General features: G+C 57.6%; 22 protein-coding genes and 1 pseudogene. 19 read left to right on the forward strand and 4 right to left on the reverse strand.

All coding sequences use genetic code 11. The features are described 5' to 3' along the window. Positions 1-142 precede the first annotated feature (142 nt). The 7 genes from H6F59_RS19175 (at position 143) to H6F59_RS19205 (ending at position 6,422) form a co-directional block, all read left to right on the forward strand. Entirely contained in the window at positions 143-613 is a 471-nt protein-coding gene (locus H6F59_RS19175; RefSeq protein WP_190521015.1) for a hypothetical protein, read from the forward strand. 8 nt (positions 614-621) lie between these two features. Further along, positions 622-1,737, forward strand: coding sequence for a DegT/DnrJ/EryC1/StrS aminotransferase family protein (locus H6F59_RS19180; protein ID WP_190703992.1), 1,116 nt, complete (start codon positions 622-624; stop codon positions 1,735-1,737). Next, entirely contained in the window at positions 1,734-2,504 is a 771-nt protein-coding gene (locus H6F59_RS19185; protein ID WP_190703995.1) for a class I SAM-dependent methyltransferase, read from the forward strand. The genes H6F59_RS19180 and H6F59_RS19185 overlap by 4 nt, the downstream gene beginning before the upstream one ends. After that, complete coding sequence (locus H6F59_RS19190; RefSeq protein ID WP_190704000.1) at positions 2,501-3,757, forward strand: glycosyltransferase family 1 protein; 1,257 nt, start codon at positions 2,501-2,503, stop codon at positions 3,755-3,757. Before H6F59_RS19185 ends, H6F59_RS19190 begins: the two co-directional genes overlap by 4 nt. Positions 3,758-3,764: 7 nt before the next feature. Then, positions 3,765-4,670: a glycosyltransferase family 2 protein gene (locus H6F59_RS19195; protein WP_190704003.1), complete on the forward strand. Its 906-nt coding sequence runs from the start codon at positions 3,765-3,767 to the stop codon at positions 4,668-4,670. Between the two features lie 10 nt (positions 4,671-4,680). After that, the gene (locus tag H6F59_RS19200) at positions 4,681-5,601 is read left to right on the forward strand and encodes a glycosyltransferase family 2 protein (protein ID WP_190704008.1); all 921 of its coding nucleotides are present in this window, start codon (positions 4,681-4,683) and stop codon (positions 5,599-5,601) included. A 332-nt stretch (positions 5,602-5,933) separates the two neighbouring features. After that, positions 5,934-6,422, forward strand: a complete 489-nt coding sequence (locus H6F59_RS19205) for a hypothetical protein (RefSeq protein ID WP_190704011.1) — start codon at positions 5,934-5,936, stop codon at positions 6,420-6,422. Positions 6,423-6,461: 39 nt separating this feature from the next. Here the strand turns inward: H6F59_RS19205 and H6F59_RS19210 are convergent, their stop codons facing one another. Further along, a complete protein-coding gene (locus tag H6F59_RS19210; RefSeq protein ID WP_190704016.1) occupies positions 6,462-8,774 on the reverse strand; it encodes a ComEC/Rec2 family competence protein in 2,313 nt (770 codons plus the stop codon). 220 nt (positions 8,775-8,994) lie between these two features. On the opposite strand from H6F59_RS19210, the gene H6F59_RS19215 reads away from it, so the two are divergent. From H6F59_RS19215 to H6F59_RS19235, 5 genes and pseudogenes are all read left to right on the forward strand, one after another. Continuing rightward, a complete protein-coding gene (locus H6F59_RS19215; RefSeq protein WP_190704021.1) occupies positions 8,995-10,416 on the forward strand; it encodes an SPOR domain-containing protein in 1,422 nt (473 codons plus the stop codon). A gap of 197 nt (positions 10,417-10,613) precedes the next feature. Beyond that, positions 10,614-11,309: a PspA/IM30 family protein gene (locus H6F59_RS19220; RefSeq protein ID WP_190704024.1), complete on the forward strand. Its 696-nt coding sequence runs from the start codon at positions 10,614-10,616 to the stop codon at positions 11,307-11,309. Between the two features lie 198 nt (positions 11,310-11,507). Next, a pseudogene (gene codB, locus H6F59_RS27710) lies at positions 11,508-12,676 on the forward strand (cytosine permease). Between the two features lie 114 nt (positions 12,677-12,790). Continuing rightward, positions 12,791-14,113: a phosphatidylserine/phosphatidylglycerophosphate/cardiolipin synthase family protein gene (locus H6F59_RS19230; RefSeq protein WP_190704029.1), complete on the forward strand. Its 1,323-nt coding sequence runs from the start codon at positions 12,791-12,793 to the stop codon at positions 14,111-14,113. Positions 14,114-14,288: 175 nt separating this feature from the next. After that, positions 14,289-14,759: an N-acetyltransferase gene (locus tag H6F59_RS19235; protein WP_190704032.1), complete on the forward strand. Its 471-nt coding sequence runs from the start codon at positions 14,289-14,291 to the stop codon at positions 14,757-14,759. Positions 14,760-14,770: 11 nt separating this feature from the next. On the opposite strand, the gene H6F59_RS19240 is transcribed toward H6F59_RS19235, so the two are convergent. Next, positions 14,771-15,685, reverse strand: a complete 915-nt coding sequence (locus H6F59_RS19240) for a branched-chain amino acid transaminase (protein WP_190704035.1) — start codon at positions 15,683-15,685, stop codon at positions 14,771-14,773. A 306-nt stretch (positions 15,686-15,991) separates the two neighbouring features. On the opposite strand from H6F59_RS19240, the gene H6F59_RS19245 reads away from it, so the two are divergent. Both H6F59_RS19245 and H6F59_RS19250 read left to right on the forward strand, forming a co-directional pair. Continuing rightward, complete coding sequence (locus tag H6F59_RS19245; RefSeq protein WP_190520990.1) at positions 15,992-16,459, forward strand: hypothetical protein; 468 nt, start codon at positions 15,992-15,994, stop codon at positions 16,457-16,459. 213 nt (positions 16,460-16,672) lie between these two features. After that, entirely contained in the window at positions 16,673-16,858 is a 186-nt protein-coding gene (locus tag H6F59_RS19250; RefSeq protein WP_190704038.1) for a hypothetical protein, read from the forward strand. Between the two features lie 157 nt (positions 16,859-17,015). Here H6F59_RS19250 and H6F59_RS19255 read toward each other — a convergent pair whose 3' ends face one another. After that, positions 17,016-17,252, reverse strand: coding sequence for a CDGSH iron-sulfur domain-containing protein (locus H6F59_RS19255; RefSeq protein WP_190704041.1), 237 nt, complete (start codon positions 17,250-17,252; stop codon positions 17,016-17,018). Positions 17,253-17,335: 83 nt separating this feature from the next. Then, positions 17,336-18,040: a pirin family protein gene (locus H6F59_RS19260; RefSeq protein WP_190704046.1), complete on the reverse strand. Its 705-nt coding sequence runs from the start codon at positions 18,038-18,040 to the stop codon at positions 17,336-17,338. Positions 18,041-18,228: 188 nt separating this feature from the next. On the opposite strand from H6F59_RS19260, the gene H6F59_RS19265 reads away from it, so the two are divergent. The 5 genes from H6F59_RS19265 (at position 18,229) to H6F59_RS19285 (ending at position 23,122) form a co-directional block, all read left to right on the forward strand. Beyond that, a complete protein-coding gene (locus H6F59_RS19265; protein WP_190704049.1) occupies positions 18,229-19,107 on the forward strand; it encodes a LysR family transcriptional regulator in 879 nt (292 codons plus the stop codon). Between the two features lie 116 nt (positions 19,108-19,223). Next, a complete protein-coding gene (locus H6F59_RS19270) occupies positions 19,224-19,739 on the forward strand; it encodes a L,D-transpeptidase (RefSeq protein WP_190704050.1) in 516 nt (171 codons plus the stop codon). A 276-nt stretch (positions 19,740-20,015) separates the two neighbouring features. Next, positions 20,016-20,243: a type II toxin-antitoxin system HicB family antitoxin gene (locus H6F59_RS19275; protein ID WP_190704304.1), complete on the forward strand. Its 228-nt coding sequence runs from the start codon at positions 20,016-20,018 to the stop codon at positions 20,241-20,243. Then, positions 20,236-20,457, forward strand: a complete 222-nt coding sequence (locus tag H6F59_RS27715; protein WP_190704053.1) for a type II toxin-antitoxin system HicA family toxin — start codon at positions 20,236-20,238, stop codon at positions 20,455-20,457. Before H6F59_RS19275 ends, H6F59_RS27715 begins: the two co-directional genes overlap by 8 nt. 148 nt (positions 20,458-20,605) lie before the next feature. After that, a complete protein-coding gene (locus tag H6F59_RS19285) occupies positions 20,606-23,122 on the forward strand; it encodes a cyclic nucleotide-binding domain-containing protein (RefSeq protein ID WP_190704057.1) in 2,517 nt (838 codons plus the stop codon). Positions 23,123-23,230 lie beyond the last annotated feature (108 nt).

A 23,230-nucleotide genomic window follows, 5' to 3' on the forward strand; every position in this document is an offset into this window, starting at 1 on the left:
GGGTCGAGGGGTAGCCCCATCTGTTGATTTAATTAAACAGGCTACGCGATCGCAGCCATCCTGGGCAGACTAAAAGCAGCAGGCCGCCTTGCCCTTCCGCAGGCGCTGCTCCTTCTATCCTTTACCCAAAGGCGCTGCCCCCATGCCATCCTCCTCCACCGTCACTGCCGCCCAGCTCTCCCCCGTTCAGCAAATTGTTCACAATAGCGAAATGCTGGCGCTGATTCTCTCCCATCGCTTTGCGGAGCCGGGTATTCACTTCTTTACCCCCAACGAGCTATCGCAGCAGCTCGCCTACATGAAATACGACGCCGGCAAAACCATTCCGGCCCACGTCCACAACCCCGTACACCGCGACGTGTTTCACACCCAGGAAGTGCTGTTCATCAAGAAGGGAAAGCTGCGGGTTGACTTCTATAGCCAGGAGCAGGAGTACCTAGAGAGCCGCGTGCTGGAAGGCGGCGATGTGATCCTACTGGTGACGGGTGGCCATGGTTTTGAAGTGCTGGAAGACCTAGAGATGGTCGAGGTCAAGCAAGGCCCCTACATGGGCGATCAGGACAAAACCCGCTTCTCTGGGATATCGTCTAGCCAGGCCACTATTGCAGGCTAGGCAACACCATGGCGTTTATTCCTGTCAACGAGCCCGCCCTCAACGGCAACGAAAAAAAGTATCTGCTGGAATGCCTAGAGACGGGCTGGATTTCGTCGGAAGGCCCCTTTGTCGATCGCTTTGAGGCAGAGTTTGCCCAGCGGGTAGGTCGCCAGCACGGCGTCGCGGTGGCCAACGGCTCTGCCGCCCTCGACGTGGCGGTAGCTGCCCTAGGACTAGGGCCCGGGGATGAGGTGATTTTGCCTACGTTTACGATTATTTCCTGCGCGGCGGCGATCGTCCGTGCCGGAGCCAAGCCAGTCGTTGTCGATGTCGACCCCATTACCTGGAATATGGATGTGGGTCAGCTCGAGGCCTGCATTACTCCCCGAACCCGAGCGATTATGGTGGTGCACATCTACGGGCTGCCCGTGGATATGGAGCCGCTGCTGGCGATCGCCCAGCGCCACCACCTAGCCATCATTGAAGACGCTGCCGAGATGCACGGTCAGACCTACCGGGGGCAGCCCTGTGGCAGCTTTGGCGACATCAGCACCTTTAGCTTTTACGCCAACAAGCACATCACCACGGGCGAAGGCGGCATGGTGCTCACCGACGATGCGGAGCTGGCGGAACGCTGCCGCTCCCTGCGCAACCTCTGTTTTCAGCCCCAGCAGCGCTTTGTCCACGAAGAGCTGGGCTGGAACTTTCGCCTAGGCAACCTGCAAGCGGCTCTGGGAGTGGCTCAATTAGAGCAGCTCGACGGCTTTATTGCCCGCAAACGCGCGATTGGGCAGCGCTACACCGAAGGATTAGTCGGTGTGCAGGGGCTGCAACTGCCGCTGGCCGCCACCGACTACGCCGAGAATGTTTACTGGGTCTACGGCCTGGTGCTCGACGACGGGGTGCCATTCGATGCGATCGAGGCCATGCAGCGCCTCAAGGCCAAGGGCGTTGGCACGCGGCCCTTTTTCTGGCCCATGCACGAGCAGCCCGTGTTCCGTAAAATGGGGCTGTTTGAGGGCGAAAAGCACCCCGTGGCTGAGCGCATCGCCCGGCGCGGCTTTTACCTGCCCAGCGGCCTAGCCCTCACTGACGGACAGATTGATCAAGTAATTACCACTGTGCGAGAGGTGATGGCGTGAGTGTATTTAATGCCTATGCTCAGTACTACGACCTGCTGTACCAGGACAAAGACTACGCCCAAGAGGCCGACTTTATTCATCAACTGCTCAAAACCCACGCCCCTGCGGCTCAGCATTTGCTAGAGCTGGGCAGCGGCACCGGTCGCCATGCCGAATGTCTAGCGGAACGGGGCTATCAGGTCACCGGGGTCGAGCGCAGTGAAGAGATGCTGGCTCGCTGTGGTGAACGGCAGGCCGAGCAGGCTAGCAAGATCGCCCAGCAGCTCAAATTCCTTCAGGGCGATCTGCGGAAGGTGAGGCTAGAGCAAACCTTTGACTGCGTGCTGTCGTTGTTTCACGTAATTAGCTACCAGACCAGCAACGCCGATTTGGCGGCGGCCTTTGCCACCGTAACCCAGCACCTTAAGCCGGGGGGCGTGTTTGTTTTTGACGTATGGTACGGGCCTGCGGTGCTGCACGACCAGCCCCAAGTGCGGGTCAAGCGCCTGCAAAATGAGAACCTGGCCATTACCCGCATAGCCGAGCCGGTGCTACACCCCAATGACAACGTGGTGGATGTGAACTATCACGTTCTGCTACAGCAGTTGGGCACCGACACCTGGAAAGAGCTGCGCGAGCTGCACCGCATGCGCTATCTGTTTAAGCCCGAGCTGGAGCTACTGCTTCACCAAGCGGGGATGGATCTGGTAACCTGTGGCGAATGGATGAGCGATCGCCCCGCCAGTCTAGACACCTGGGGCGTCTACTTTGTCGCTGTGAAGTTATGAAGGTCGCTATCCCAGTTTCTGCCGCATTTCCGTCAGCCGGCGGTGGTTACACCTTTGAGTCAGAAATTGTGGCAGCGCTGATCGACCTAGCCTCAGAAATACACCACCAGGTCACGATTTTTAGCGGGGCCAAAGGCGACGGGCAGGAGACACCACACCCCAATCTCACTATCCTTCACCCGCCCAGCCAGTTGATGGCGGGAGCTATTCCTGCTGTGCTACGGCAGGGGATGAGTCTGGCCCACGCTAGCGGCAGTCCCAAGCTGGCCAACCAAGCCGATAAAGTTCAGGCCGCCTTTGTGCGACGCTTTATTCTGCAAAACCGCTTTGACTTCGCCTGGGTACTGGCCCCCGCCGCGCTGATCCAGTGCCCTAGACAAATTCCCTATGCCCTAACTCTATGGGATTTACAGCACCGTCTTCAGCCCTACTTTCCCGAGGTGAGCCAGGGGCGCGAGTGGGGCAAGCGCGAGCGGTTCTACCGGGCGAACCTGCCTCGAGCAACCTATGTGGTCACCGGCACTGAGCGAGGCAAGGCTGAGATCGAGCGCTTTTACCAAATCGCACCGGAGCGAATTCAGGTGATTCCATTCCCGACGCCGAGGTTGGGGGATGCCATTGCTAATCACGCCTCCACAAAAGAAGAATTCCTAGCCCAGCACCGTCTACCCAGTCAATACTTCTTCTATCCGGCCCAGTTTTGGCCCCACAAAAATCACTACAATCTGCTCAAGGCATTCAAAACCTTAGTTAGCGAGCACAAAGATGTTGCCCTGGTGTTGACTGGCTCAGACAAGGGCAACGCGAGCTATGTCAAGCAGCTAATTCACGATTTAGATCTCGTTGCCAAGGTTCACATCCTAGGGTTTGTCTCAAAGGAAGAACTAGCTAATCTCTACAAGTACGCCCTGGCGCTGGTGTTTCCCACCCATTTTGGGCCAGATAATCTGCCACCGCTGGAGGCTTTTTCCCTAGGCTGTCCGGTGATTGCATCCCAGGTGCCAGGGGCGGCAGAACAGTTGGGTGATGCGGCCCTGCTGGTCGATCAGCGCGATGCGGCCCAGATGGCATGGGCGATGAAATCTGTTTGCGGAGACGAAGCCCTGCGCCACAACCTGATTCAAAAGGGCTTGACGAGGGCGAAAAGTTGGCAACCCCAAGACTATGCGAGGCGGCTAATCGCGCTTTTGGATGAGTTTGAGAGCATTCGCTACTGCTGGCCCAACAGCACTAGCCACCCTAGCAATACCTAGTTTTCTTATGGATAATAAGGCCTATATTTTAATTCCGGTGCACAACCGTAGGGCGACTACTCTAAGCTGTTTGCAGGATCTTGATCGCAACGGCGACCTGACACGCCATAGGGTAGTGGTGATCGACGACGGCTCTACCGACGGCACTGGGGCAGCCATTCAAGCCAGTTTCCCCACCATAACCGTGCTAACAGGCGACGGTCACCTATGGTGGACGGGGGCAATTCGCCTGGGGATGGAGTATGCGATCGCCCAAGGAGCACAGTATTTAGTCTGGCTCAACGACGATTGCCGCTTGGCCCCCAACGCCCTGGATGGGTTTGTGCAGTTTTGCCATAACCATCCCAAAACTATTGTTGGTGCCCAAGGGTTTGAGCAGAATGACCGCGATCGCCTCTCCTTTGGCGGCAAACGCAAGACCTGGCAGGGCTACCGCTTTCTCACTCTGCCTCCCGATAAAACGGCACCCTGCGACCTGCTCAGTGGCAACCTAGTCTGCATGCCCAGAGCCGTGGTCGATGCGATTGGCTATCCCGATGTGGCAGCGAGCCCCCACTACGGCGGTGACTCGCTGTACCTGCTGCGCGCCCAAAACGCCGGATTTCGGCTGTTTGTCGATAGTCACTATCCAGTATTCAATCAGGCCGCCGAGGCACGGCTCTGCCCCGCCGACTGGCTAATGGCCCCCGGCGACCCTTGGCAGCTATTGCGGCTGGCCTTTAACCCTTACTCAGGGTTGAGCTGGCGGGTGTGGTGGCGGCTCAACTGGTTAGCCTACGGCCCCTGGGGTGTGGTGATGTTCCTCAAAAAATATCTCTCCGTTCTCCCTATTACCCTGCTGCGGCTACTGCCCGTTGCCACCCGCCAGCGACTCTTTCGGCCGGGACAAGTTTCCTCCAATCAGCCCATCTGAGGGACGAGCAATGGTTAATTCACCAACCCTGAGTGTTGTCATCACCTGCTACTGCGAAGGCGACCTACTGCTGGAGGCGGTGGAGAGCGTGCGTCAGCAGACTCAGCCGCCTCTGGAGATCGTGATTGTCAATGACGCTTCGCCGAGCGATCGCACCAACCAGATCTGTCGCCAGCTAGAGACTGAGCCCGATATTACCCTGGTTTGGCAGACCGTCAACGGCGGCCCCTCAGTGGCACGCAACGCTGGATTCGCCGCCGCCCAAGGAGAGGTGTTGGTGCCCCTTGATGCCGATGACCTGCTGCCCCCCGACGCTCTAAGTCACATTCAGCAGGCGTTTTTGGATTATCCCAATGCCGGGTTTATCTACGGCAGCTACCTGTGTCAGCGACACCCTGGCGACACCCGCGTGGTCAAAGCAGCACCGATTTCGCTGAACTCTCTGCTACGGGCCAGACGATTTTCGCTCAGCACCAACTGGACGCTGATTGGCACTGCTCCGCTACGCAAGTCGCTGTGGGAGGCGGTGGGTCACAGCGACCCAGATCTGGGTGCCGAAGACCTGCACGACCTAGAGTTTTGGGTACGAGCCATGGCCTTACCCTGTGGTTATTACAGCACCCCAGAGGTGATTTACATCTGGCGTAAATACTTAGGCAGCAACAGCCGCAAGGTCAACCCCATGTCGTGGTATCGCGTTGCTCAAAAGCACTTTGAGGTCTATCGCCAAAACGGGTTGGAATACCGAGCTCATGAACTGCTGCTGTTAGGCAGTAAGTGGAGTAATCAAGCGAAGGAAATTCGTCACCATCGTCGTGCTTTGCTAACCTGTGTTGCTCGCGGCAATTTTCAGCTCTCGTCGCTGATGGCTTTGGCAATACCCGCTGCTTTATTTCAGCCCATGGCTCAGCTGGCAAAACGATTTCGTTAATACCAAATCCGTGAAATAGCGCTACAGACTGTGGGTCCTCTGCAAGGCTCAGAGTGGGACGGACAGAGAGTCTATGTCCCTAAAGTGGCGGTGCCTGTCAATGTGCAGAGCAATGTGTATACCCCCGCCGAACGCCTGCGGCAGTAGTAACTGTCTAGGAAAGGGAACCTGTGGGCCAGAGACGGTGTCTATCTAGCCTGGCTTGGTCAGGGCGCAAGCGCTGGTTTTTGAAAGCTGTCTCGCCTGTTTCTGGCCGTGCTACCCTGGCCGAGAACCCGCTGCTAGGGCTAGCTCTAGTACGGCTTTCCCCTTTTCCTGGAGATGTCATTGTTATGAAACATCCATCAGCCCTTGGGGTTTCCTTGTTGATCTTAGTGGCGGTTACCGCAGCGGTGGGGCCTTCCTCGGCTAACGGTAATCAGTCGTTTGGGGTCTCCCATCAAGCTCTCAGCGCCATCTTGTCTAGGGCCAGCGCAAAGGATGTTATGGATTCATACCAACGACAAACCAACACGATTAGTCTAGATCGCGCCAATTTAGATGAGCCCCATCTGCTTTCGGTGAGCATACCGACGGGTTCGTCCCTCCAAGGTTATATCGAAATTGACGGTCACACTCGGGTACCTCTAGGTGCCAATTCAGAATTTATCGACGTCAGCCCCTATCTGAGCGAGGCGATTACCCGTGTCACCATTGTGGGCAGCTACTCGCCTCCCTCAGCCTCAGTGGCGATCGCCTTCAATGGCCCCAATACAGTGGTGCAGCAGCAGACTGGCGGCACTGGCCGTATCAACTACCAGCTAAATTTGCTGGTGCAGTAAGTGCGGTCAATATTGTGGGACGGCTGGTCTGGTAGAACTCTACTCCAGCGCGGCGGTAGGATGCTGTCGCGTCGCTAGGTAGGCTCGGTAGCCTTGGTGCGGGCTCCAGGTGATGGCGCCGTCGCGCTCGGTGCAGAAAACTTGAATGCCGCGATCGCGTAACAGCTGCTCAGTGGTCTCGTCAATGCGGGGGGCAGAGGCGATCGCCACCTGCGCCCCAATGGCAGCAATCACCTCTGCCGTTAGGGCTTCCCCATGCCACCACAGCACCTCGCTTTGCAGCCCTGGGTGCGCCGCCACCCAAGGCATTTGCTGCTCGGTGGATAGCTTGGGCAACAACAGCCAGTTTTGCCGATTCAGCAGATCTAACCGCAGCCCTCGAGCACCATCCTGCAAATACTGCACTCGCTGACGGCTTACTGGCTGCATCTGGCCTGCGATCAGCGGATGAAACTGGTTAACTGCAGGAGCCTCTGCCAAAGCTGAACTGGCTCCATAGAAATTGCGAATTGGGGTTTTGTCGGCAATGGTGCGCCAGTTGTCGCTGTCACTATCGTCGCCGTGAATGGCGCTGGTGAGCTGGTTGATGCCCGCCTGTCGCAGAAAGGGCAGCACGGTGTAGAAGGCGGTGTCGTCAGTGCCGCTGTTGATCATCAATGGGGAACGCCCATCCTGCACCACCATTACCGCGTCATTGCCCGCCGCTAGCACCGTCACTTGAGAAAGCGTTGCCCCTCGGTAGAGCAGCGGCCCCAGGGCCACCACCACAATCAGCAGGGCGACCAGTCCCCGCCGCCGCACCGCACCCCAACCCCAAATCCAGAAGAGCCCATAGAGGCCAACCATCTGCACCAGCGAAATGTGGCCTGTCGCCAGAGCACTGCCGGGTAGACCCACCTCCCACTTCACCAGGGCAATGAGAATTTGGGTCGGTAGCCACAGGGGCCAGGCTAGCAGGCTCCCCAGCCAAGGCCAGGCCGCTGCCGCTAGCCCGCTGGCCATACCGCCCAAGCTGATGACCATCACCAGGGGCGTGGTCACGATATTCAACAAAATGCTGTAGGTGGTGAGGGTGTTGAAATAGAACAACGAGAGGGGGATGGTCCACAGGTAGGCGGCTAGGGGCACCGCTGCCACTGCTGCCAGCGTGGTCGGCAGCCACTCCAGCTTTTCTGTAATTGGCGTCACCGCCACCATCAGCCCCAAGGTGGCCATGACGCTGAGCTGAAAGCCAATGTCGTCGATCCATGTTGGGTTAAACAGCAGCAGCAGGGTGACCGCCAACAGCAGACAGCCCAGAGGTTTGATGCTGCGCTCTAGGGCAAGGCCCGCTAGCACCCCAGCCCCCATAACCGCCGCCCGCATGACGCTGGGCTGTACGCCGGTCAACAGCACAAACACCACCAGCGCTGTTCCCCCAGCAATTACCTTGGTCGTCACCGGGTAGGGCAGCCGGGAGGCGATCGCTCGATGTCCCACAATCGCCAGCACCACCCCCAAGATTAGCGACACCTGAAACCCGCTGGCCGCTAGAACATGCGCCATGCCAGCTTGCATAAAAGCATCTTGAATGTCGTAGGGCACATTCACCGCCTGGCGGCCCAAGGCCATAGCGCTGACTAAAGGCCCGACCGGACTGCCCAGCCGGTCGGCTTGGGCGCGGGCGATGCGCTGCCGCAGTCGCCACAGAGCCCATCGGGGCGGCGACTGACCCTGGTCAGGCAGAATGCGATCGCCCGCAAACCCGGCAAAACAGCGCTGGCTGACTAGATACTGTCGAAAGTTAAACGCGTTGGGGTTTTTAGGCAGGGCCGGTTCGTAGAGATTGCCCTGTATCTGCACCCGCTGCCCTGGAAACAAGCCTTCACTTCGCTCCACCGGCACGGTGACGTAGAGCTTGCCTCGAACCAGGCTGGGAATACCAAGGGGATTGTTTTCGGCATCCAACCGACGCACTTGGTTGGTGGCCAGCCAAAACTGCCCTCGACCACTGCGGGTCACGCGAGGAAGGGTTTGCACCTCGCCCCAGACGATCTGCTGTGCTCCAGCCGCCTCGCCCTGACTCAGCAGGGAACTGATATCGAGAGAGCCAGGGACTGGGTAGCGTAGGCCGTAGTTGAGGGTAGCTAGAAGGGCGATCGCTCCCGCCCCCAGCCACATAGCCGCCGTCGGCCCTCGCCGCCAGCGACGGGGCAGCACCAGTGCCGCCAAACTCGCTGCCGCGATCGCCCCGATACCGGCAACAGCCACCCCAACCCAAAGGTTCAATCCTAAATGACGCACCCAAAGACTGACCCAGAGTAGGCCAACGCAGTATGCGCTAGCCCACAGCAACCCCGCAATTCCGCCCATAGAAATTTCTCTGCACTCTGCACCTGGCTATTACCTTTAGAAATCCCGAACCCCAACTCTGACTCACAGCTCCACAAGCACTGCCACCGGCTAAATCTGGCTTTGCTCTTGAGCCATAGGAAGTCCCGTAGTTTGCTTTTCTCAATTTTTAGTTGCCAACTTTTGAGAAATCAGTAGTATTAATCAGTGCTACGTCGCTACATCCAGGGAGATGAGAACCATGACGCAATTGCCCTCTGGTCTATCCACCAGACCCGAGACTTTTGCCCCCGCCAGCGAGTCGAACCTTCGCCTGCAGCGGGCGGTAGAAAGTCTCAACCTCAACCTGGATGACGAGTTGCACCGCTACCGACAAGCGCGATCGGGTCAGGTTACTCCCACCCCGGCTCGCCTACAGCTGCGGACTCAGCGCAAGCCCATCGACCTGATCACTGTCAAATCCACAGCGGCGGCAGCAACGGCGGCAGCCGCCGCTCCACCCCCACCCCCCAACGCCCGTCTGCAAGAGATTTTGGGGCAGTCATCAACACCTAGCGTGCAGGCGTACCCGCCGCAGGCCACTGTCAACCAAGTGCGCATGAGCCACGGCGGCACCCTAACCACCTATCGCCCGTCCCCAGAAGACTATCTAGAAAGTACTGAAGCGCTGTTGGGCAGCCTGCCCAACGCCGGCCAACAGCACCGCGAACCAGCATACGTGCCCTCTTTTGGGCGCCAGCTAGCCACCCCGCTAGGAGTCGGTGCTCTGCTGCTACTGCTAGTAACCAGCGCTGGGTTTGGCTACCTGGTCACGTCACCTCAGGCCATACAGCACCTGACTGACAATGCCATCACCCGCCGCCTTAAGGGCGACCCCATCCCAGCGGATAGTAATGCCGACTCCGTAGCCTTAGACGGCCTAGAAAGTCAGGCCGAATCAGGCTTCAAGCCCCTCGGTCCAGATCTGTCAGAAAAAGAGTTTGCCTCCCTCGATCTGAACAACATCAGTACCCTACCCTCCGCCGATTCGCCCAAGTCACCCGCCGCTGCAGCCGCGTCAGGAACTACTTCACCCACGATGGTCGGGGGGCAGCCCTTGCCTATCAGCGGCCAGCGCCCTGGTGAGCCAAGAACCACAGGCCCTCGCCCTGGCGTGCTTACCCCTGCGGGGGGTAGTGGTGGGGTGCTGCGAGCCGAAATTGTGACCGCTCCTAGAGCCGCAGTCAGCGCTCCTAGAGCCGCAGTCAGCCCTAGGTCGGTCGCAACCGCTGCCCCGGCGCGATCGGCCCCGGCCCCAACCACCGCGCCTGCTGCTGCTCGGGTAGCACCCCCTGCCGCCAGTGCTCAGCCACCACGGCCCCTAGCCGCAAACCGAGCCCCAGCAGCGCCCCCGGCCCCGATAGCCCCGCCTGCTGTAGCACCGCCGGCCCCCATTACCCAGGCTCCACCCCAGGCGGCAGCTCCTAGCTACTACGTGGTGACCGACTACAACGGCGCCCAGTCGCTAGAGTCAGCCCGCAGTGCGGTGGGTGATGCCTACGTACGCAATTTCTCCAACGGCACCCGCATTCAGATGGGTGCATTTTCTCAGCCGTCATCGGCCCAAAATCTCGTAAATGAGCTCCAGGGGCAGGGGATTCCGGCCCAGGTAATTTCGCCTTAGGGGGTTAGAGGAGATAAGGGGGATGGGGAGGTGAGGGGGATGAGGAAGTAGGCGGATTATAAAATTTTAGAGTTTAGGGACGTTTAAAGTCTTTGCCGCTGTCCTTCTAACCTGCCTCACCTCCCCATCTTCCTTATCTCACCACCCTTCTACCCGCCTGTTATGCTGAAGCAAATCACCGTTGTGGGAGAGACTCGATGGGGTTGTTTGATCGGGTATGGCGAGTTCTGCGGGCTAATCTAGGTAGCGCCGTCAACCAAGCCGAAGACCCCGAAAAGGTGTTGGAACAGGCGATGGCCGATATGCAGGCCAATCTGATTCAGCTGCGCCAGGCGGTAGCCCAGGCGATCGCCACCCAAAAGCGCACCGAGCGCCAGAGTTCCCAAGCCAAATCGACCGCTCAGGAGTGGTACAACCGCGCCGAGCTAGCCATTCAAAAGGGTGAAGAAGACTTAGCCCGCCAGGCCCTCACCCGTCGCCAAACCTACCTGCAATCGGCCCAGGCTATGGACGCCCAGCTCAACCAGCAGCGCGACGTGGTCAACGGTCTCAAGGACAACATGCGGCGGCTAGAGGCCAAAATCTCTGACGCCCGCACGAAGAAAGACCTGTATATCGCTCGCGCCCGCTCTGCCGAAGCTTCCCAGCGCATTCAAGACATGCTGGGGCAGACGGGCACGGGTGGCTCGATCGCTGCCTTTGAGCGGATGGAGGAGCGGGTGATGGAGCTAGAAGCTAAGTCTGAAGCCCTCGAAGAACTCAGCGGCGACCCCCTAGAACGCCAGTTTGCTGCCCTTGAAGGTGGGTCGACCACAGTGGATAACGAGCTAGCGGCGATGAAAAACCGTTTGGCAGGCCAGGGGGGCACCCCAGGTTTACCGCCAGCACCTTAGACCATGCTGGTCAGGCATCACAGCTCAAAATCTTAGGGATTGACCTGAACTGAGAAAGCACTTCTTCGGCTTCTGCTCTCTACGAATTTTGTTCATCCAGCAGACGGTCAGCAATTACGGCTGGCTGAATGTTCTTCAAAACACTGTTTGCGCTTTGGACTGTCTCTACAATGCGGCCCAAGGCGCTTTTTTACCCCCATGTCTACCACCACCGAACCCTCCCTTGTTCACGAAGGCAGCGTCAACGAGGACTATCCCCTCGAACCGGTTCCCCAGGCAGCTCGCCGGTCATTTGTTTCTCTGGCGGCCATTTTAGTAGGCTTTACGCTGTACTCTGGCACTCTGTTTGCCGGCGGGTTGATTGGTCCTTCATTTCGATTTTGGCCCGACCCGGTGCTGAGTCGATTTTATTTTGGGTTTCACGCAAATTGGCTGGTACGCCTGGAGATCGGCGCTCATGGCGCAGTTGTTCAACAGCCTGGCCGGGGTATCAGAGTCTTGGAACTGGCTAATCATCTTGTTTTTTACCTACGCCTTTTGCTCCACGGCCTATTTTGGCTATACGGCGATGGACTGGCTGAGCCGGGTGGCGGTGCCGGCTATGGTGCTGCTAATGGCCATGAGTCTGTCGGTGGCTTCGCGGGATGTCGGTGGCTTTGCGGGCTTGCAGGATCTGGCGATCGCAGATCCCCTAACCCCTAGGGGCGGCCATCACCATCATTGTCGGCACGTTTGTCTCCGGAGGCACCCAGGCCACCAACTGGAGTCGATTTTCTAAAAATGGGAAGGTCGGCTTTGTGGCCACGCTGATCGCGTTCTTTTTGGGCAATGGTCTGCTGATTTTTTCGGGAGCGTTTTGTGCCAAGGTCTACGGCGAGCCCGACATCGTCAAAGTGATGGCCCAGCAAGGATTGGTGGTAGGCGGTCTGATTCTCTTTTTGCTGAATATGTGGACCACCCAGGACAATACTATTTACGCCTTCTCCATCGCCGGGTCGAATATGTTTCGCTCCAGCCGCCGCACTCTGTTTGTGTTGGGAGGCGCAACGCTCGCGCTGTTCATGGCTTGGGGCGGCATTTACGAAGGGCTGGTACAGTATCTAATCTTGTTGGGCACATTCATTCCGCCTATCGGCGGCATCATTATGGCCGACTACTGGGTCAACCGTCGAGGCCAGTTTCCATCGCTAGATGAACGTCAGTCCGCGTTTAACTGGGCGGGGGTGATTGCCTACCTAGGGTCTTCTGCGATCGCCCACCTTACCGGCCAAATTGGCTGGGGCATTGTTCCTATTAATGGCGTTGTGTCAGCCCTGGCAATCTACGTTGTGCTGAGTCGGGTGCTGCCGTCATTGCGATCTGCATAAGCAATTGTCGCGGAAGTGTCTACGGTCATAGGGCTGTTCCTCTGGATAGAGATATTAGACGCAGCCAAGTGACTATGCTGGGAGCTTAGCATTGTCGTCACGGTAACAATTGCGATGCCTACCCCGACTGAAGTTTCGGATTCTGATGGAGAGCCTCCGCCTGTGTGGTTGTGGTGGTTAGCGGTAGGGCTATTGCTGCTGGTGCTAGTGGTGGTCAGCTATGGGTATCTCAGGGGCAGCTTTCGCCAAGCCTCAACCTGCACGATCGATAACGTACCCAGCTTAGATGACCCCTGTTTTGCCCTCTGTCTAGAAGGGTTGGCCAACTCTGCGGACACTACCGGGCGCCTGGTTGGTTTTTGGAGTGAAATAGACGATGTCTATGCCGCTCGCGATACCGCCATGGCCAGTGCCGAGCAGCTAATTCAATACGAAACCTACTTTATGACGCCGGGACGCCGGGCCGATGCCTTTGCTGAGGTGGTGGCCGATCGCGCCATGGCCGGGGTGACGGTGCAACTCCTGCTCGACCACCAGGGCACCAAGGCGATGCCCGAAAAATACTGGCGGCGGCTGAGAAACGTCGGGGTTGAAATTCAGTTCTTTCGGCCCCTCGACTGGCGCGCGCCCCTGGAATACAACTCGCGATCGCACCGCAAACTGCTGATTATCGACGGCTGCCGGGTATTTATTGGTGGGGCCGGCGTATCGGACTTTTGGGATGGAGTCGCCTTTGATCACGATGATGGCCCCTGGCTCGACTTTGAAGTAGCCTACGAAGGCGAAGTGGTAAGCCTGCTCCAGGGCAAATTTTTGCAAAACTGGTCCTGTGCTGGGGGGTGTATCGACCTCAAGCAAGGTCTACATTCGGTACAAAAGCATGGGTCTACACCGCTTTACATTACCGACAACACCTCCAGTCTCAACGAATCTTCCATGCGGCTGCTGATGCAGCTCCACATTCTGGCGGCAAAAGAGCGATTGTGGATTGGCAGCCCCTACCTGGTGCCCGATGATGACACTACCCAAGCCTTAATCTGCGCCTGCAAAAAAGGTGTGGACGTTCGCATTCTCACCATGGGAGCCTCTACCGACAAAAAAATGGTGCACATGGCCAGCCGCGGCCTGTATGGCCCTCTGCTTGAAGCCGGCGTCAAAATTTGTGAGTATCAGCCCAGCATGATGCACGCTAAGTTTGTGCTGGTGGATGATGGTTGGGTAAGTACTGGCAGCGCTAACTTTGACCCCCGCAGCTATTTTCATAACGACGAGCTGAATATCTCAGGTGCCTATCCCGAGCTGGCCCGCAAAGTCGAGCAATTTTTTATTGATGCCATGGCCAACAGCTACTGCATCACCCACACCGATTGGCAAAACCGCTCCACCTCCGAAAAGATCAAGGGCCAAATGGCGCTGCTGTTTAGGCAATTGCTTTAAGGCTTGGGCGATCGCGATTGTCGGTCTCTCCGAACCAGCCGCAGAGGCTGGCTCCAAAACTCAGAATATTCCAGGCAAGCGGCTGTAGTATTTTGTAGCATGAGTTGTAAGCGTTACAGCATAGAGCTGTGGCGGGTGCAAATTCAACTCTAGTCACTCCTTTAAGCTCCTTTAAATGATTCGCCCCACTGTTGCCGCTGACGCCAGCAATTTGATATCCCTAGCTGGCGCGACCGGCCTGTTTGAGCCCCACCAGCTCAAGGAATTGAGCACCCTGTTGGCCAACTCCTTTGACGACACCACCGCTAGCAAGGCATTTTGGCTAACCGACGACGATAGTGGGCCGGTGGGGATGGCCTATTGTGAGCTAGAACGCATGACCGATCAGACCTGGAATCTACAGCTGATTGCTATTCACCCTAGCCGCCAAGGGCAAGGGCGGGGGACAGCGCTACTACGCCACACTGAGCAAACGCTCGTGGCACGGGGTGGGCGCATGCTGATAGTCGAAACCTCCGGTTCCGCTGACTTTGAGCGCGTACGAACGTTTTACGCTAACTGCGGCTATCAAGAGGAAGGGCGGATCCGCGACTTCTACGGGACGGGCTACGACAAAGTGGCGTTTCGAAAAGTTTTAGAGGTGTGAGTTGGGGAAATCTACCCCAAATCGATCGCAAATATCCAGTCTTTATACTCGTCATCGCGCCCTTCGGTGATGGCAGTGAGCTTTTCGCGCAGGCGATCGGTGATGGGGCGATTAGTGGGCAGGTTGTATGACTCTACCTTACGCACTGGGGTGATTTTGGCGGCCGTGCCGCTGAGAAAGACCTCATCGGCAATCAGCAGCTCTGACTTATCGACCGGGCGCTCGACTACCTCAATGCCCAAATTGCGGGCCACCGTGAGAATGCTGTCGCGGGTAATGCCTTCGAGAATATCCTGCTCGTAGCCAGGGGTGATCAGCTTGCCATGGCGCACGATAAACACGTTCATGCCCGAGGCTTCGCTGACTTTGCCCTGGGCATTCATCAAAATCGATTCGTCAAAGCCCGACTCAACGGCCTCGGTTTTGGCCAGCGATGAGGTGATGTAGGCCCCGCTAATTTTGCCGCGCAGAGGTAGGCTGCGGTCTTCTTGCCGATACCAGGAGCTAATCCGGCAGGTGACGCCTTCAGGCGAGAGATAGTCGCCCAGTTCTAGCCCATAGACGAAAAAGCTTTTCTCGACGTTGTGCAGCCGGGGCGAAATGCCCAGGTCTGAGGTGTAGACAAAGGGACGAATGTAGAACGATTTGTCGGGGCTGTTTTTGCGGACGAAATCTTCAATCACCGCCTGAATTTTGTCGGCGGGCAGGTCGTAGTTGAGCAGCCGGGCGCTGGTGCTAAGGCGCTGGCAATGGCGATCGAGGCGAAAGAGCAAAATGCGTCCGCTGCCCGTCGGGTCGGGAATGCCGCGCAGCCCGCCAAAGGCCCCGGTGCCGTAGTGCAGGGCGTGGGTGGCAATGGAAAGCTTGGCGTCGCTAAAGTCGCAAAACTGGCCTTCAAAGTAAGCGACGGGTAAAAAGTTGTGCATGGCTACGGCTGGGCAAAATTCGGCATCTTTACCAGAATAGACCCAATCCACAGCCTATTAAACTAGCGCGCAGCGACTTGCCACGACGAAAGCGGGACTGGCAATGCCTTAAATCGAGCGTCTACACCGCTCTAGGTGGAGAAAGGGTAGCTCGCTGGTAGGCACAACTCACGAGGCTGTAAGCGGCGACGGCAGGGCACCTCATCTCAGTGCGAAGAATTATTGAGGTATCATGCCTTACAACAGGTTCCCTGGGCATCTTGGGAGGGAACCCATCCAGGCCGCGCGATCGCGCCTTTAGCTGCTATGAATAATGCCCTGCTTGCCTCTGTCCGTGAAGCCGACGGTCGCTACCTGAGTGATGTTGAGTTGCGCCCCTTCGAGCAAATGATGGAGGCCTTTCAAACCCGGGTGAATCTTTACAACCACGTTAGAGACCACAGCAAAGATATAGTGCTCAACACCCTGCGGCGGCTCATGCAAACCCCTCACCGCCAGGTCGTACAAGAGCACGCCCAGCAGTGCCAGCGCGATATGACCTATACCCTGGAGTACGTTGCCAAGGGTGTTTTGCTCCACGACGAAGATGGCTTCATGGAAGAATATCTGGTGTGGATGCAAAATATTATCCGCGCCTTCCATCGTCAGACGGCCTGTGTGGTGGCCTACCGTCTGCTCAAAGAAGAAGTACGCACTACGCTCCCCAGCGACCAGAGCAATCTCATGATGATGTATCTCGACAAGCTCACTGAGGCGCTCGAGAGCGGCATTTAGCGCAATGGTCAAAGACCAGTCCGAGAGGCTTTGGCACTGTCTCTCCAAAGGAGAATTGCATTCCCTGGGCAATTACATACCCACTGATCTGCAAAGGGATCCGCTACCGCCCCAGTAACAATTCCTTGCTAGAAATCATTTGACTGCCCAGGCGCCTGGTTTGAAATTAGACTAGGGTCAATCTCGTTTATTGATTTCTTGCAGAGCACTTCTATGGGAAAGTCTCGCCTTAGCCCCCGTCAGCGGTCCTACGAAGCCGACCTGATCAACCGCCTGTCGGACAACCAGCAGCTCAATCAGGCCCAGCAGCGGATCAGCGGTCTCAGCGATAAGGACCGCAACCTAGTGTCTGAGCGCCTCAGCGGTCGCACCCGAGGACGTTTGCAGCAGAACTACTAGCCCATCGCCAAATTTCTATGGCCTCAACTGTTGGACCTGGGGAAGTCGGGCGGTGGGTTTTGTCTTGGCAGCTAGGGCTGCCATAGGCAGGGCGATCGCGCAGTGTCCCCAAAGAAGAATCGCGCCCCCACCCTGGCTCGACAGGGGCAGTTCTTATCTATAGCTTGACGTGGCTACCGTCGCAGAAAGGCGCGTTTTGCGTGTACTTGCAGGCGCACAGCGCCACCTGCTTTTTCTCCTCCAGGGTAAATTTCATTGGCGTGAATTCGGTACCTTTGTGGGCACCGTTGCAGAAGGGTTGATTTGCTGACTGGCCGCAGGTGCACCAGTAGTAGTCGCCCGCCTCCAACTCCATCACTACGGGCTTAGTATCGGCAATTACAGGCTCAGCCATCGGTCTTTCCTCTCGTTAAGATCAGGTTTCGTTGCGGATATTCTGCGGCGGCAGAGGAAGTTTTCTCTGCCGCCGCAAGTTTGTTAGGCGGCCATATCAAATAGCAGCACCTCGGCCTCATCGGCAGCCCCAGTCAAGCTCAGGGTGTCGAGGTCGCTGACAGCAGCCCCATCTCCGGCGGTGAGGTCATGGCCGTTAAGGTTGACTGCGCCACGGGCTACCTGCACCCAGGCCACTCGGCCCGGAGCCAGGGTATGTGCCACTGCATCGCCATCGCTCAACGTGGTGGCGTAGAGACTGACATCCTGGTGAATGGTGACGGAACCATCACGGCCATCGCGAGAACCGACCAGGCGCAACTGACCTTGTTTGGCTTCCGGTGCGATCGAGATTTGCTCGTAGCCGGGGTCAATGCCCTCAGTCTCCGGCAAAATCCAGATTTGCAGAAAGTGCACCGGGTTGGTGTCTGAAGCGTTGAACTCGCTGTGGCGAATGCCCGTGCCTGCCGACATCCGCTGCACATCCCCAGGGCGAATAACGGAGCCAGTGCCAAGGCTATCTTTGTGCTCCAGTGCGCCATCCAAAACGTAGGTAATGATTTCCATGTCGCGGTGGCCGTGGGTGCCAAAGCCCTGGCTGGGCGTCACCTTGTCTTCGTTGATCACCCGCAGGCTGGCAAAGCCCATGTGCTTAAGGTCGTAGTAGTTGCCGAAGGAGAAGGTGTGGTGAGAATCGAGCCAGCCAAAGTTGGCGGCACCACGTTCATTAGCAGGACGAACCTTAATCATTAGAGACACCTCCTATTAGCGTCAATGGATTGGAAACATCCGAATAAATTAAAGATATACTGAATCCAATTAAAGGACAATACTCAATATTAAAGACGCATTGTCGCTTGAATTAGGACAATAATTGGCGGCCACGCTCTAGTCAACGCCAACTTCCCCACCTCCCCTATTCCCCTCCCCTCCGCAAAATGGACAAACTCGAAAGCATGCGCGCTTTTACCCAAGTTGTTGAATCAGGCGGTTTCGCTGCCGCTGCTCGCAAAATGGATCTGTCGCGATCGCAGGTCAACAAGTTGGTGATCAATCTGGAAGAGCATCTGCAAACCCAGCTCTTGCAGCGCACTACCCGCAAGGTCTCCCCCACCGATGCTGGCCGGGCCTACTACGATCGCTGCCTCGCCATCCTCACCGACCTCGAAGAAGCCGAGCTGGCCCTCACTCGTCTGCACCAAGAGCCGCGCGGCAGCCTGCGCATCAACGCCCCAATGACCTTTGGCACACTGCACCTAGCTCCCCTACTGGTGGAGTTTATGGCCCAGTACCCTGACCTCTACGTAGAGCTGGTGCTCAACGATCGCCGCATCGACCCGATTGAAGAAGGCTTTGACATCACCATTCGCATTGCTGCCCAGCCGCCTAGCCCTGGGTTGATCGCTCACATCCTGGCTCCCTGCCCGCTGGTGGTGTGCGCGGCACCCGACTATCTACAGCAGCGCGGCACCCCGGCTCATCCAGACGATCTCAAACAGCACGACTGTCTACACTACGGCCACCGCGCCCAAGACAACAGCTGGACTCTGGTAGGGGATGAGCCGCATACGGTCACGATCAGTGGACCGCTGTGCTGCAACAACGGCGAGGTGCTGCGAGCCGCTGCCCTGGAGGGCTTAGGCATCGTCATGCTGCCCGATTTCATCGTGGAGAAGGATTTAAAGGTAGAACGCTTGCGACCCATCCTTGCCGACTATCCGCCTCCGCCAATCAATATCTATGCGCTGTACCCAGTGAATCGCCACCTATCAGCGAAGGTGACTCGGCTAGTGGAGTTTTTGGCGGAGAAAATTTAGGGGGCTCGTCAAACTCGGCTGTATAAGTATGGTGCAGCCTAAAGAATCATTACCATCTCCAGGATTTTGGCTGAAGGGGTTGAAGTAATAGTTATCTAGACAGTTGAGGTGAAGTGATGTTAGCCTCTCAGCGGCATTGGCTCAAACGCTTCGGAGCAGGTGCTTTTTTGAGTTTAATAGTTAGCGGTGCGGGGCTATTTTTGGCTTCAGGCGTAGAGCCTGCCATGGCCCTTACAAATGAAGAAATAGCCGCGCGGGTGGCAAATTTTCGCCAGTCGAACGAACGCTGGTTTCAGATAGATTTGTCGAGCCAGCGGCTGACGGCTTGGGAGGGGGGTACTCCGGTCTATGCCGTCATTGTCTCGACGGGAAAGCGCTCAACGCCCACGGTGACGGGAGTGTTTGAAGTTCAGGCAATGCATCGAACGACTAGAATGCGGGGTGCAGATTATGACGTGCCCGATGTGCCGTGGACGATGTATTTTCACCGGGGCTACGCCATTCATGGGGCTTACTGGCACCACAATTTTGGTACGCCCGTAAGCCATGGCTGTGTGAACGTTGCGGTTGACCATGCCCAGTGGTTGTACAACTGGGCGGACCTGGGGACACCCGTGGTTGTGCAACATTGAACTGCTAGCCCAGGAAAGCATCACGCAGTTTTTACGGTGTCTGTACTGGGTGAATGCCCGCCCCCTTGCCTACCGGACGCAGTGGTGAATATACCAGCGTCATGATCCTCCGCCTCTTTGTGAGTGGGGAGTGATTTTAGAGGAAAGTTGAGGTAGGCGATCGCGTTTGTCCAGTCGGCCCCGGCACCACATACGATTAATCTATTGATTTGCTCTAGCCCAAGAACTGGGTTAGAGGCAAACGTGCCTAGTCTTACATCGCTAGAGGCCATGGGTATGAAACAGATTCAGCAATTCACAGCACTAATTGAACGAGACGATGATGCCTATGTGTCGCTATGTCCAGAGCTAGACATTGCTAGCCAGGGCGACACCGTTGAAGAAGCTAGAACCAATTTGATTGAAGCGATCGAGCTATTTTTTGAGGTTGCTGATCCGTCTGAAATTGCGTCGCGTCTCAAGTCTGAGGTCTTTATTACTCGGCTGGAGGTCAGCATTGGGTAAGCTTAGAACCCTCTCTGGCAAGGAGGTCTGCAAAATTCTAGAACAGCAGGGCTTCACTCAGGTGCGTCAAAAGGGCAGTCATGTTGTCATGCAAAAGCGCACCGAAGAGACAACTATCACTGTTCCTGTACCTGACCATAAGCAGCTCAAAACAGGAACCCTGTTGTCAATTATTCGACAATCGCAGCTAGCACGCTCTCTTTTCGAAAGTTAGCTCTCGGCTCGCCCACCGCACTGACCCTACTTGGCGCGGCTAAAGGCGATCGCTGCTGCAATAATTAAGCTGAGTAATGCCAAAGGTACCCAGAGGTCATTTGCCATCATCATGGGGGCTACACCGTGTAGAGCGTGGGTGAACTGCCATGACTGTATCCGACCGGGTGATCTTTTTGCAGGAACGCACACCCCTCAGCGTGCTGCCCGAGCCTACTTTAGAGCCCCTCGCCCAAGCACTCCAGACCATCACCCTCACCGCCGGAGAGACCGTCGTTGAAGCGGACCAACCACCCCAGGGTCTCTACATTCTCTGGGAGGGCAAGCTCGGCACCGAGGCCACCCTCGGCGGTGCCAGCTTCTTGCCTGGCGCGGTGTTGAACTTGGAACCGCTGCTACTGGACCAGCCCGTTGAGCGAACCATTCAAACCCTCTGCGACAGCACCCTCTGGTTTATCGATCGCGACCAGTTTCAGGCCCTAGTGCAGCAGTACCCCGACATCTTGCAAACCTTTACCCGGCAGCTGGTGGATGTAGTCAAGCGGCTGTCGTCTGAGGCTGAGCTAGAGCAAGAGCGCCAGGCTATCCTGCGCCCCTACCTGGTGGCCAAGGCCCGACGGGGGGTGATTGGCCGCAGCCGCTACGCCACTCGGCTGCGGGCTCAGCTGCGCGAAGCGGCGGGCGATCGCAAATCGGTGCTCATCTTTGGCGAGCCGGGGCTAGAGAAAGACAACCTGGCAGCGCTGATTCACTTTGGCTCTAAGCAGCGGCAGCTGCCAATTATCAAGGTCAACTGCGGCCAGCTCCAGGCCAACGGGGCCGATCTGTTTGGCCGGGCGGGGGGGCGCATGGGGCTATTGGCGGCTCTGGGCCCAGGCACCCTGGTGCTCAACAACCCCAGAGAACTGGGGGCTGAGCTAGCGGAGGCGATCGCCGAGCTCATAGAGACCGGCCAATATCGCCCCGTCAGCCGCGATGGCGAAATTGTCCCACCGGTCACCGCCGAAGCCCGCATTATTTTGCTGGCGGAACAAGCCGTGCCAGTTTTGGACGATGTGGTCGGCGAAACCATCAAGGTGCCCCCTCTACGGGTGCGCAAGGCTGACATCGAAGATTGGGTCAACTACTACCTATCACTGATCAGCCGCCGACGCAGCACCGGGCGGCTGACACTCACCCCGGAGGCCGTCCGCCGCCTTCAGTCCTACGACTTCCCCGACAATCTGCGCGAGCTAGGGAATCTAGTGGAGCGGGCGGCGGCTCAGCTCTCGGGCGGCGGTCTGATCACCGAAGAGATCATCTGGCCCGCCCAGAGCAAAAAGAAACAGCTGCGGCTCAACCTGCTTAACCGCTACCCCGATCTGCGGCGGTTCTTGCGCAGCCCCTGGTGGCCCGATCGCATCAACTACGGCATTACCCTTACCCTGTTTGCCGTCGTCATCGCCGTACTCTGGTTTGGCCCTCAGCAGCGCCACGAGAATGTAGCCTTAACCGTGTTTTGGGCCTGGTGGTGGCCCCTGGTGCTGCTGAGCTTCCCCTTTGTGGGGCGGCTGTGGTGCGCCGTGTGCCCCTTTATGATTTACGGCGAAGTCACCCAATGGATTTCACAAAAGCTGTTCCCCGGCAGGCTCAAACGCTGGCCCCGCGAGGCGGCCGAGCACTGGGGGGGCTGGTTTCTCTTTAGCCTATTCACCCTCATTCTGGTGTGGGAAGAGGTGTGGCACCTAGAGGATGCGGCCTACCTTTCTGCCTGCCTACTGCTGCTGATTACCGCCGGGGCGATGATCTTCTCGGCCCTGTTTGAACGGCGGTTTTGGTGCCGCTATCTGTGCCCCATCGGTGGCATGAACGGCATGTTCGCCAAACTCTCGATGACTGAGCTGCGGGCACAGCAGGGCACCTGCTCGGCAGAGTGCACCACCTACCAGTGCTACAAGGGCGGTCCCCAAAAAGGGGAAGGCCAAGAAACCAACGGCTGCCCCCTCTACTCGCACCCGGCCCAGCTCGAAGACAACCGCGACTGCGTACTCTGCATGACCTGCCTCAAGGCCTGCCCCCACCGCTCGGTCGAGCTAAACCTGCGGCCCCCCGGCATTGAGCTGTGGACGACGCACCGACCCCGCGCGTCTGAGGTGGCGTTGATGTTTCTGCTGCTGGGGGCGGTGTACCTGCATCGCCTGCCCGAGCTACAGACCCAGTTGGGTATTCAGCTGCCGATCGACACTGTCATTGGGCACAGCCTGGTGGCCTTTGGCGTGCTGGCGCTGCCCGCCCTGCTACCCCTCAGCGTCGAAGGCGCACACTGGCTCTGGCGCAAAACCCAGGGGCTGCCCCGGCGACCGGCGGTGAGGCTGGCCTACGGCTATCTACCCCTGGTGTGGGCAGCCAACCTGGCCCACTATCTGCGCCTAGGTCTAGGGGAAGGTGGGCGCATTTTGCCCGTGTCTTTAGCCACCTTTGGCGCCTCGGGGGTCAATCTGCCGGTTTGGGTGGCCCACCCCGCAGTGGTAGCTTTTCTCCAGGGCGTAACGCTCCTGTTGGGCATGGCGCTGTCGGTTTGGCTGACAGTCAAAATCTGTCGCCAGTCTGGCCCCCAGCGGTGGATTCAGCACACCTGCACCGGGCTACTAGGGCTAAGCCTATGGTGGCTAATTCCAGGATTTTAAGTAGATTAAGTTAGGGCTGTAGCCCCGGTCGAGTTGGTCGCACCCGCCATGTAAAGTTCAGTGTAGAATCCCTTCTAGGTAGTGCCACCCACAGTCACCCCCTGGTCA

The organism is Nodosilinea sp. FACHB-141 (assembly GCF_014696135.1).
Classification (GTDB): domain Bacteria; phylum Cyanobacteriota; class Cyanobacteriia; order Phormidesmidales; family Phormidesmidaceae; genus Nodosilinea.

What these genes read in the sequence shown, in the direction of transcription:
- H6F59_RS19175 (WP_190521015.1), top strand. Translation starts at nt 143, where the DNA reads ATGCCATCCTCCTCCACCGTCACTGCCGCCCAGCTCTCCCCCGTTCAG.
- H6F59_RS19180 (WP_190703992.1), top strand. Translation starts at nt 622, where the DNA reads ATGGCGTTTATTCCTGTCAACGAGCCCGCCCTCAACGGCAACGAAAAA.
- H6F59_RS19190 (WP_190704000.1), top strand. Translation starts at nt 2,501, where the DNA reads ATGAAGGTCGCTATCCCAGTTTCTGCCGCATTTCCGTCAGCCGGCGGT.
- H6F59_RS19195 (WP_190704003.1), top strand. Translation starts at nt 3,765, where the DNA reads ATGGATAATAAGGCCTATATTTTAATTCCGGTGCACAACCGTAGGGCG.
- H6F59_RS19200 (WP_190704008.1), top strand. Translation starts at nt 4,681, where the DNA reads ATGGTTAATTCACCAACCCTGAGTGTTGTCATCACCTGCTACTGCGAA.
- H6F59_RS19205 (WP_190704011.1), top strand. Translation starts at nt 5,934, where the DNA reads ATGAAACATCCATCAGCCCTTGGGGTTTCCTTGTTGATCTTAGTGGCG.
- H6F59_RS19210 (WP_190704016.1), bottom strand. Translation starts at nt 8,774, where the DNA reads ATGGGCGGAATTGCGGGGTTGCTGTGGGCTAGCGCATACTGCGTTGGC.
- H6F59_RS19215 (WP_190704021.1), top strand. Translation starts at nt 8,995, where the DNA reads ATGACGCAATTGCCCTCTGGTCTATCCACCAGACCCGAGACTTTTGCC.
- H6F59_RS19220 (WP_190704024.1), top strand. Translation starts at nt 10,614, where the DNA reads ATGGGGTTGTTTGATCGGGTATGGCGAGTTCTGCGGGCTAATCTAGGT.
- H6F59_RS19230 (WP_190704029.1), top strand. Translation starts at nt 12,791, where the DNA reads ATGCCTACCCCGACTGAAGTTTCGGATTCTGATGGAGAGCCTCCGCCT.
- H6F59_RS19235 (WP_190704032.1), top strand. Translation starts at nt 14,289, where the DNA reads ATGATTCGCCCCACTGTTGCCGCTGACGCCAGCAATTTGATATCCCTA.
- H6F59_RS19240 (WP_190704035.1), bottom strand. Translation starts at nt 15,685, where the DNA reads ATGCACAACTTTTTACCCGTCGCTTACTTTGAAGGCCAGTTTTGCGAC.
- H6F59_RS19245 (WP_190520990.1), top strand. Translation starts at nt 15,992, where the DNA reads ATGAATAATGCCCTGCTTGCCTCTGTCCGTGAAGCCGACGGTCGCTAC.
- H6F59_RS19250 (WP_190704038.1), top strand. Translation starts at nt 16,673, where the DNA reads ATGGGAAAGTCTCGCCTTAGCCCCCGTCAGCGGTCCTACGAAGCCGAC.
- H6F59_RS19255 (WP_190704041.1), bottom strand. Translation starts at nt 17,252, where the DNA reads ATGGCTGAGCCTGTAATTGCCGATACTAAGCCCGTAGTGATGGAGTTG.
- H6F59_RS19260 (WP_190704046.1), bottom strand. Translation starts at nt 18,040, where the DNA reads ATGATTAAGGTTCGTCCTGCTAATGAACGTGGTGCCGCCAACTTTGGC.
- H6F59_RS19265 (WP_190704049.1), top strand. Translation starts at nt 18,229, where the DNA reads ATGGACAAACTCGAAAGCATGCGCGCTTTTACCCAAGTTGTTGAATCA.
- H6F59_RS19270 (WP_190704050.1), top strand. Translation starts at nt 19,224, where the DNA reads ATGTTAGCCTCTCAGCGGCATTGGCTCAAACGCTTCGGAGCAGGTGCT.
- H6F59_RS19275 (WP_190704304.1), top strand. Translation starts at nt 20,016, where the DNA reads ATGAAACAGATTCAGCAATTCACAGCACTAATTGAACGAGACGATGAT.
- H6F59_RS19285 (WP_190704057.1), top strand. Translation starts at nt 20,606, where the DNA reads ATGACTGTATCCGACCGGGTGATCTTTTTGCAGGAACGCACACCCCTC.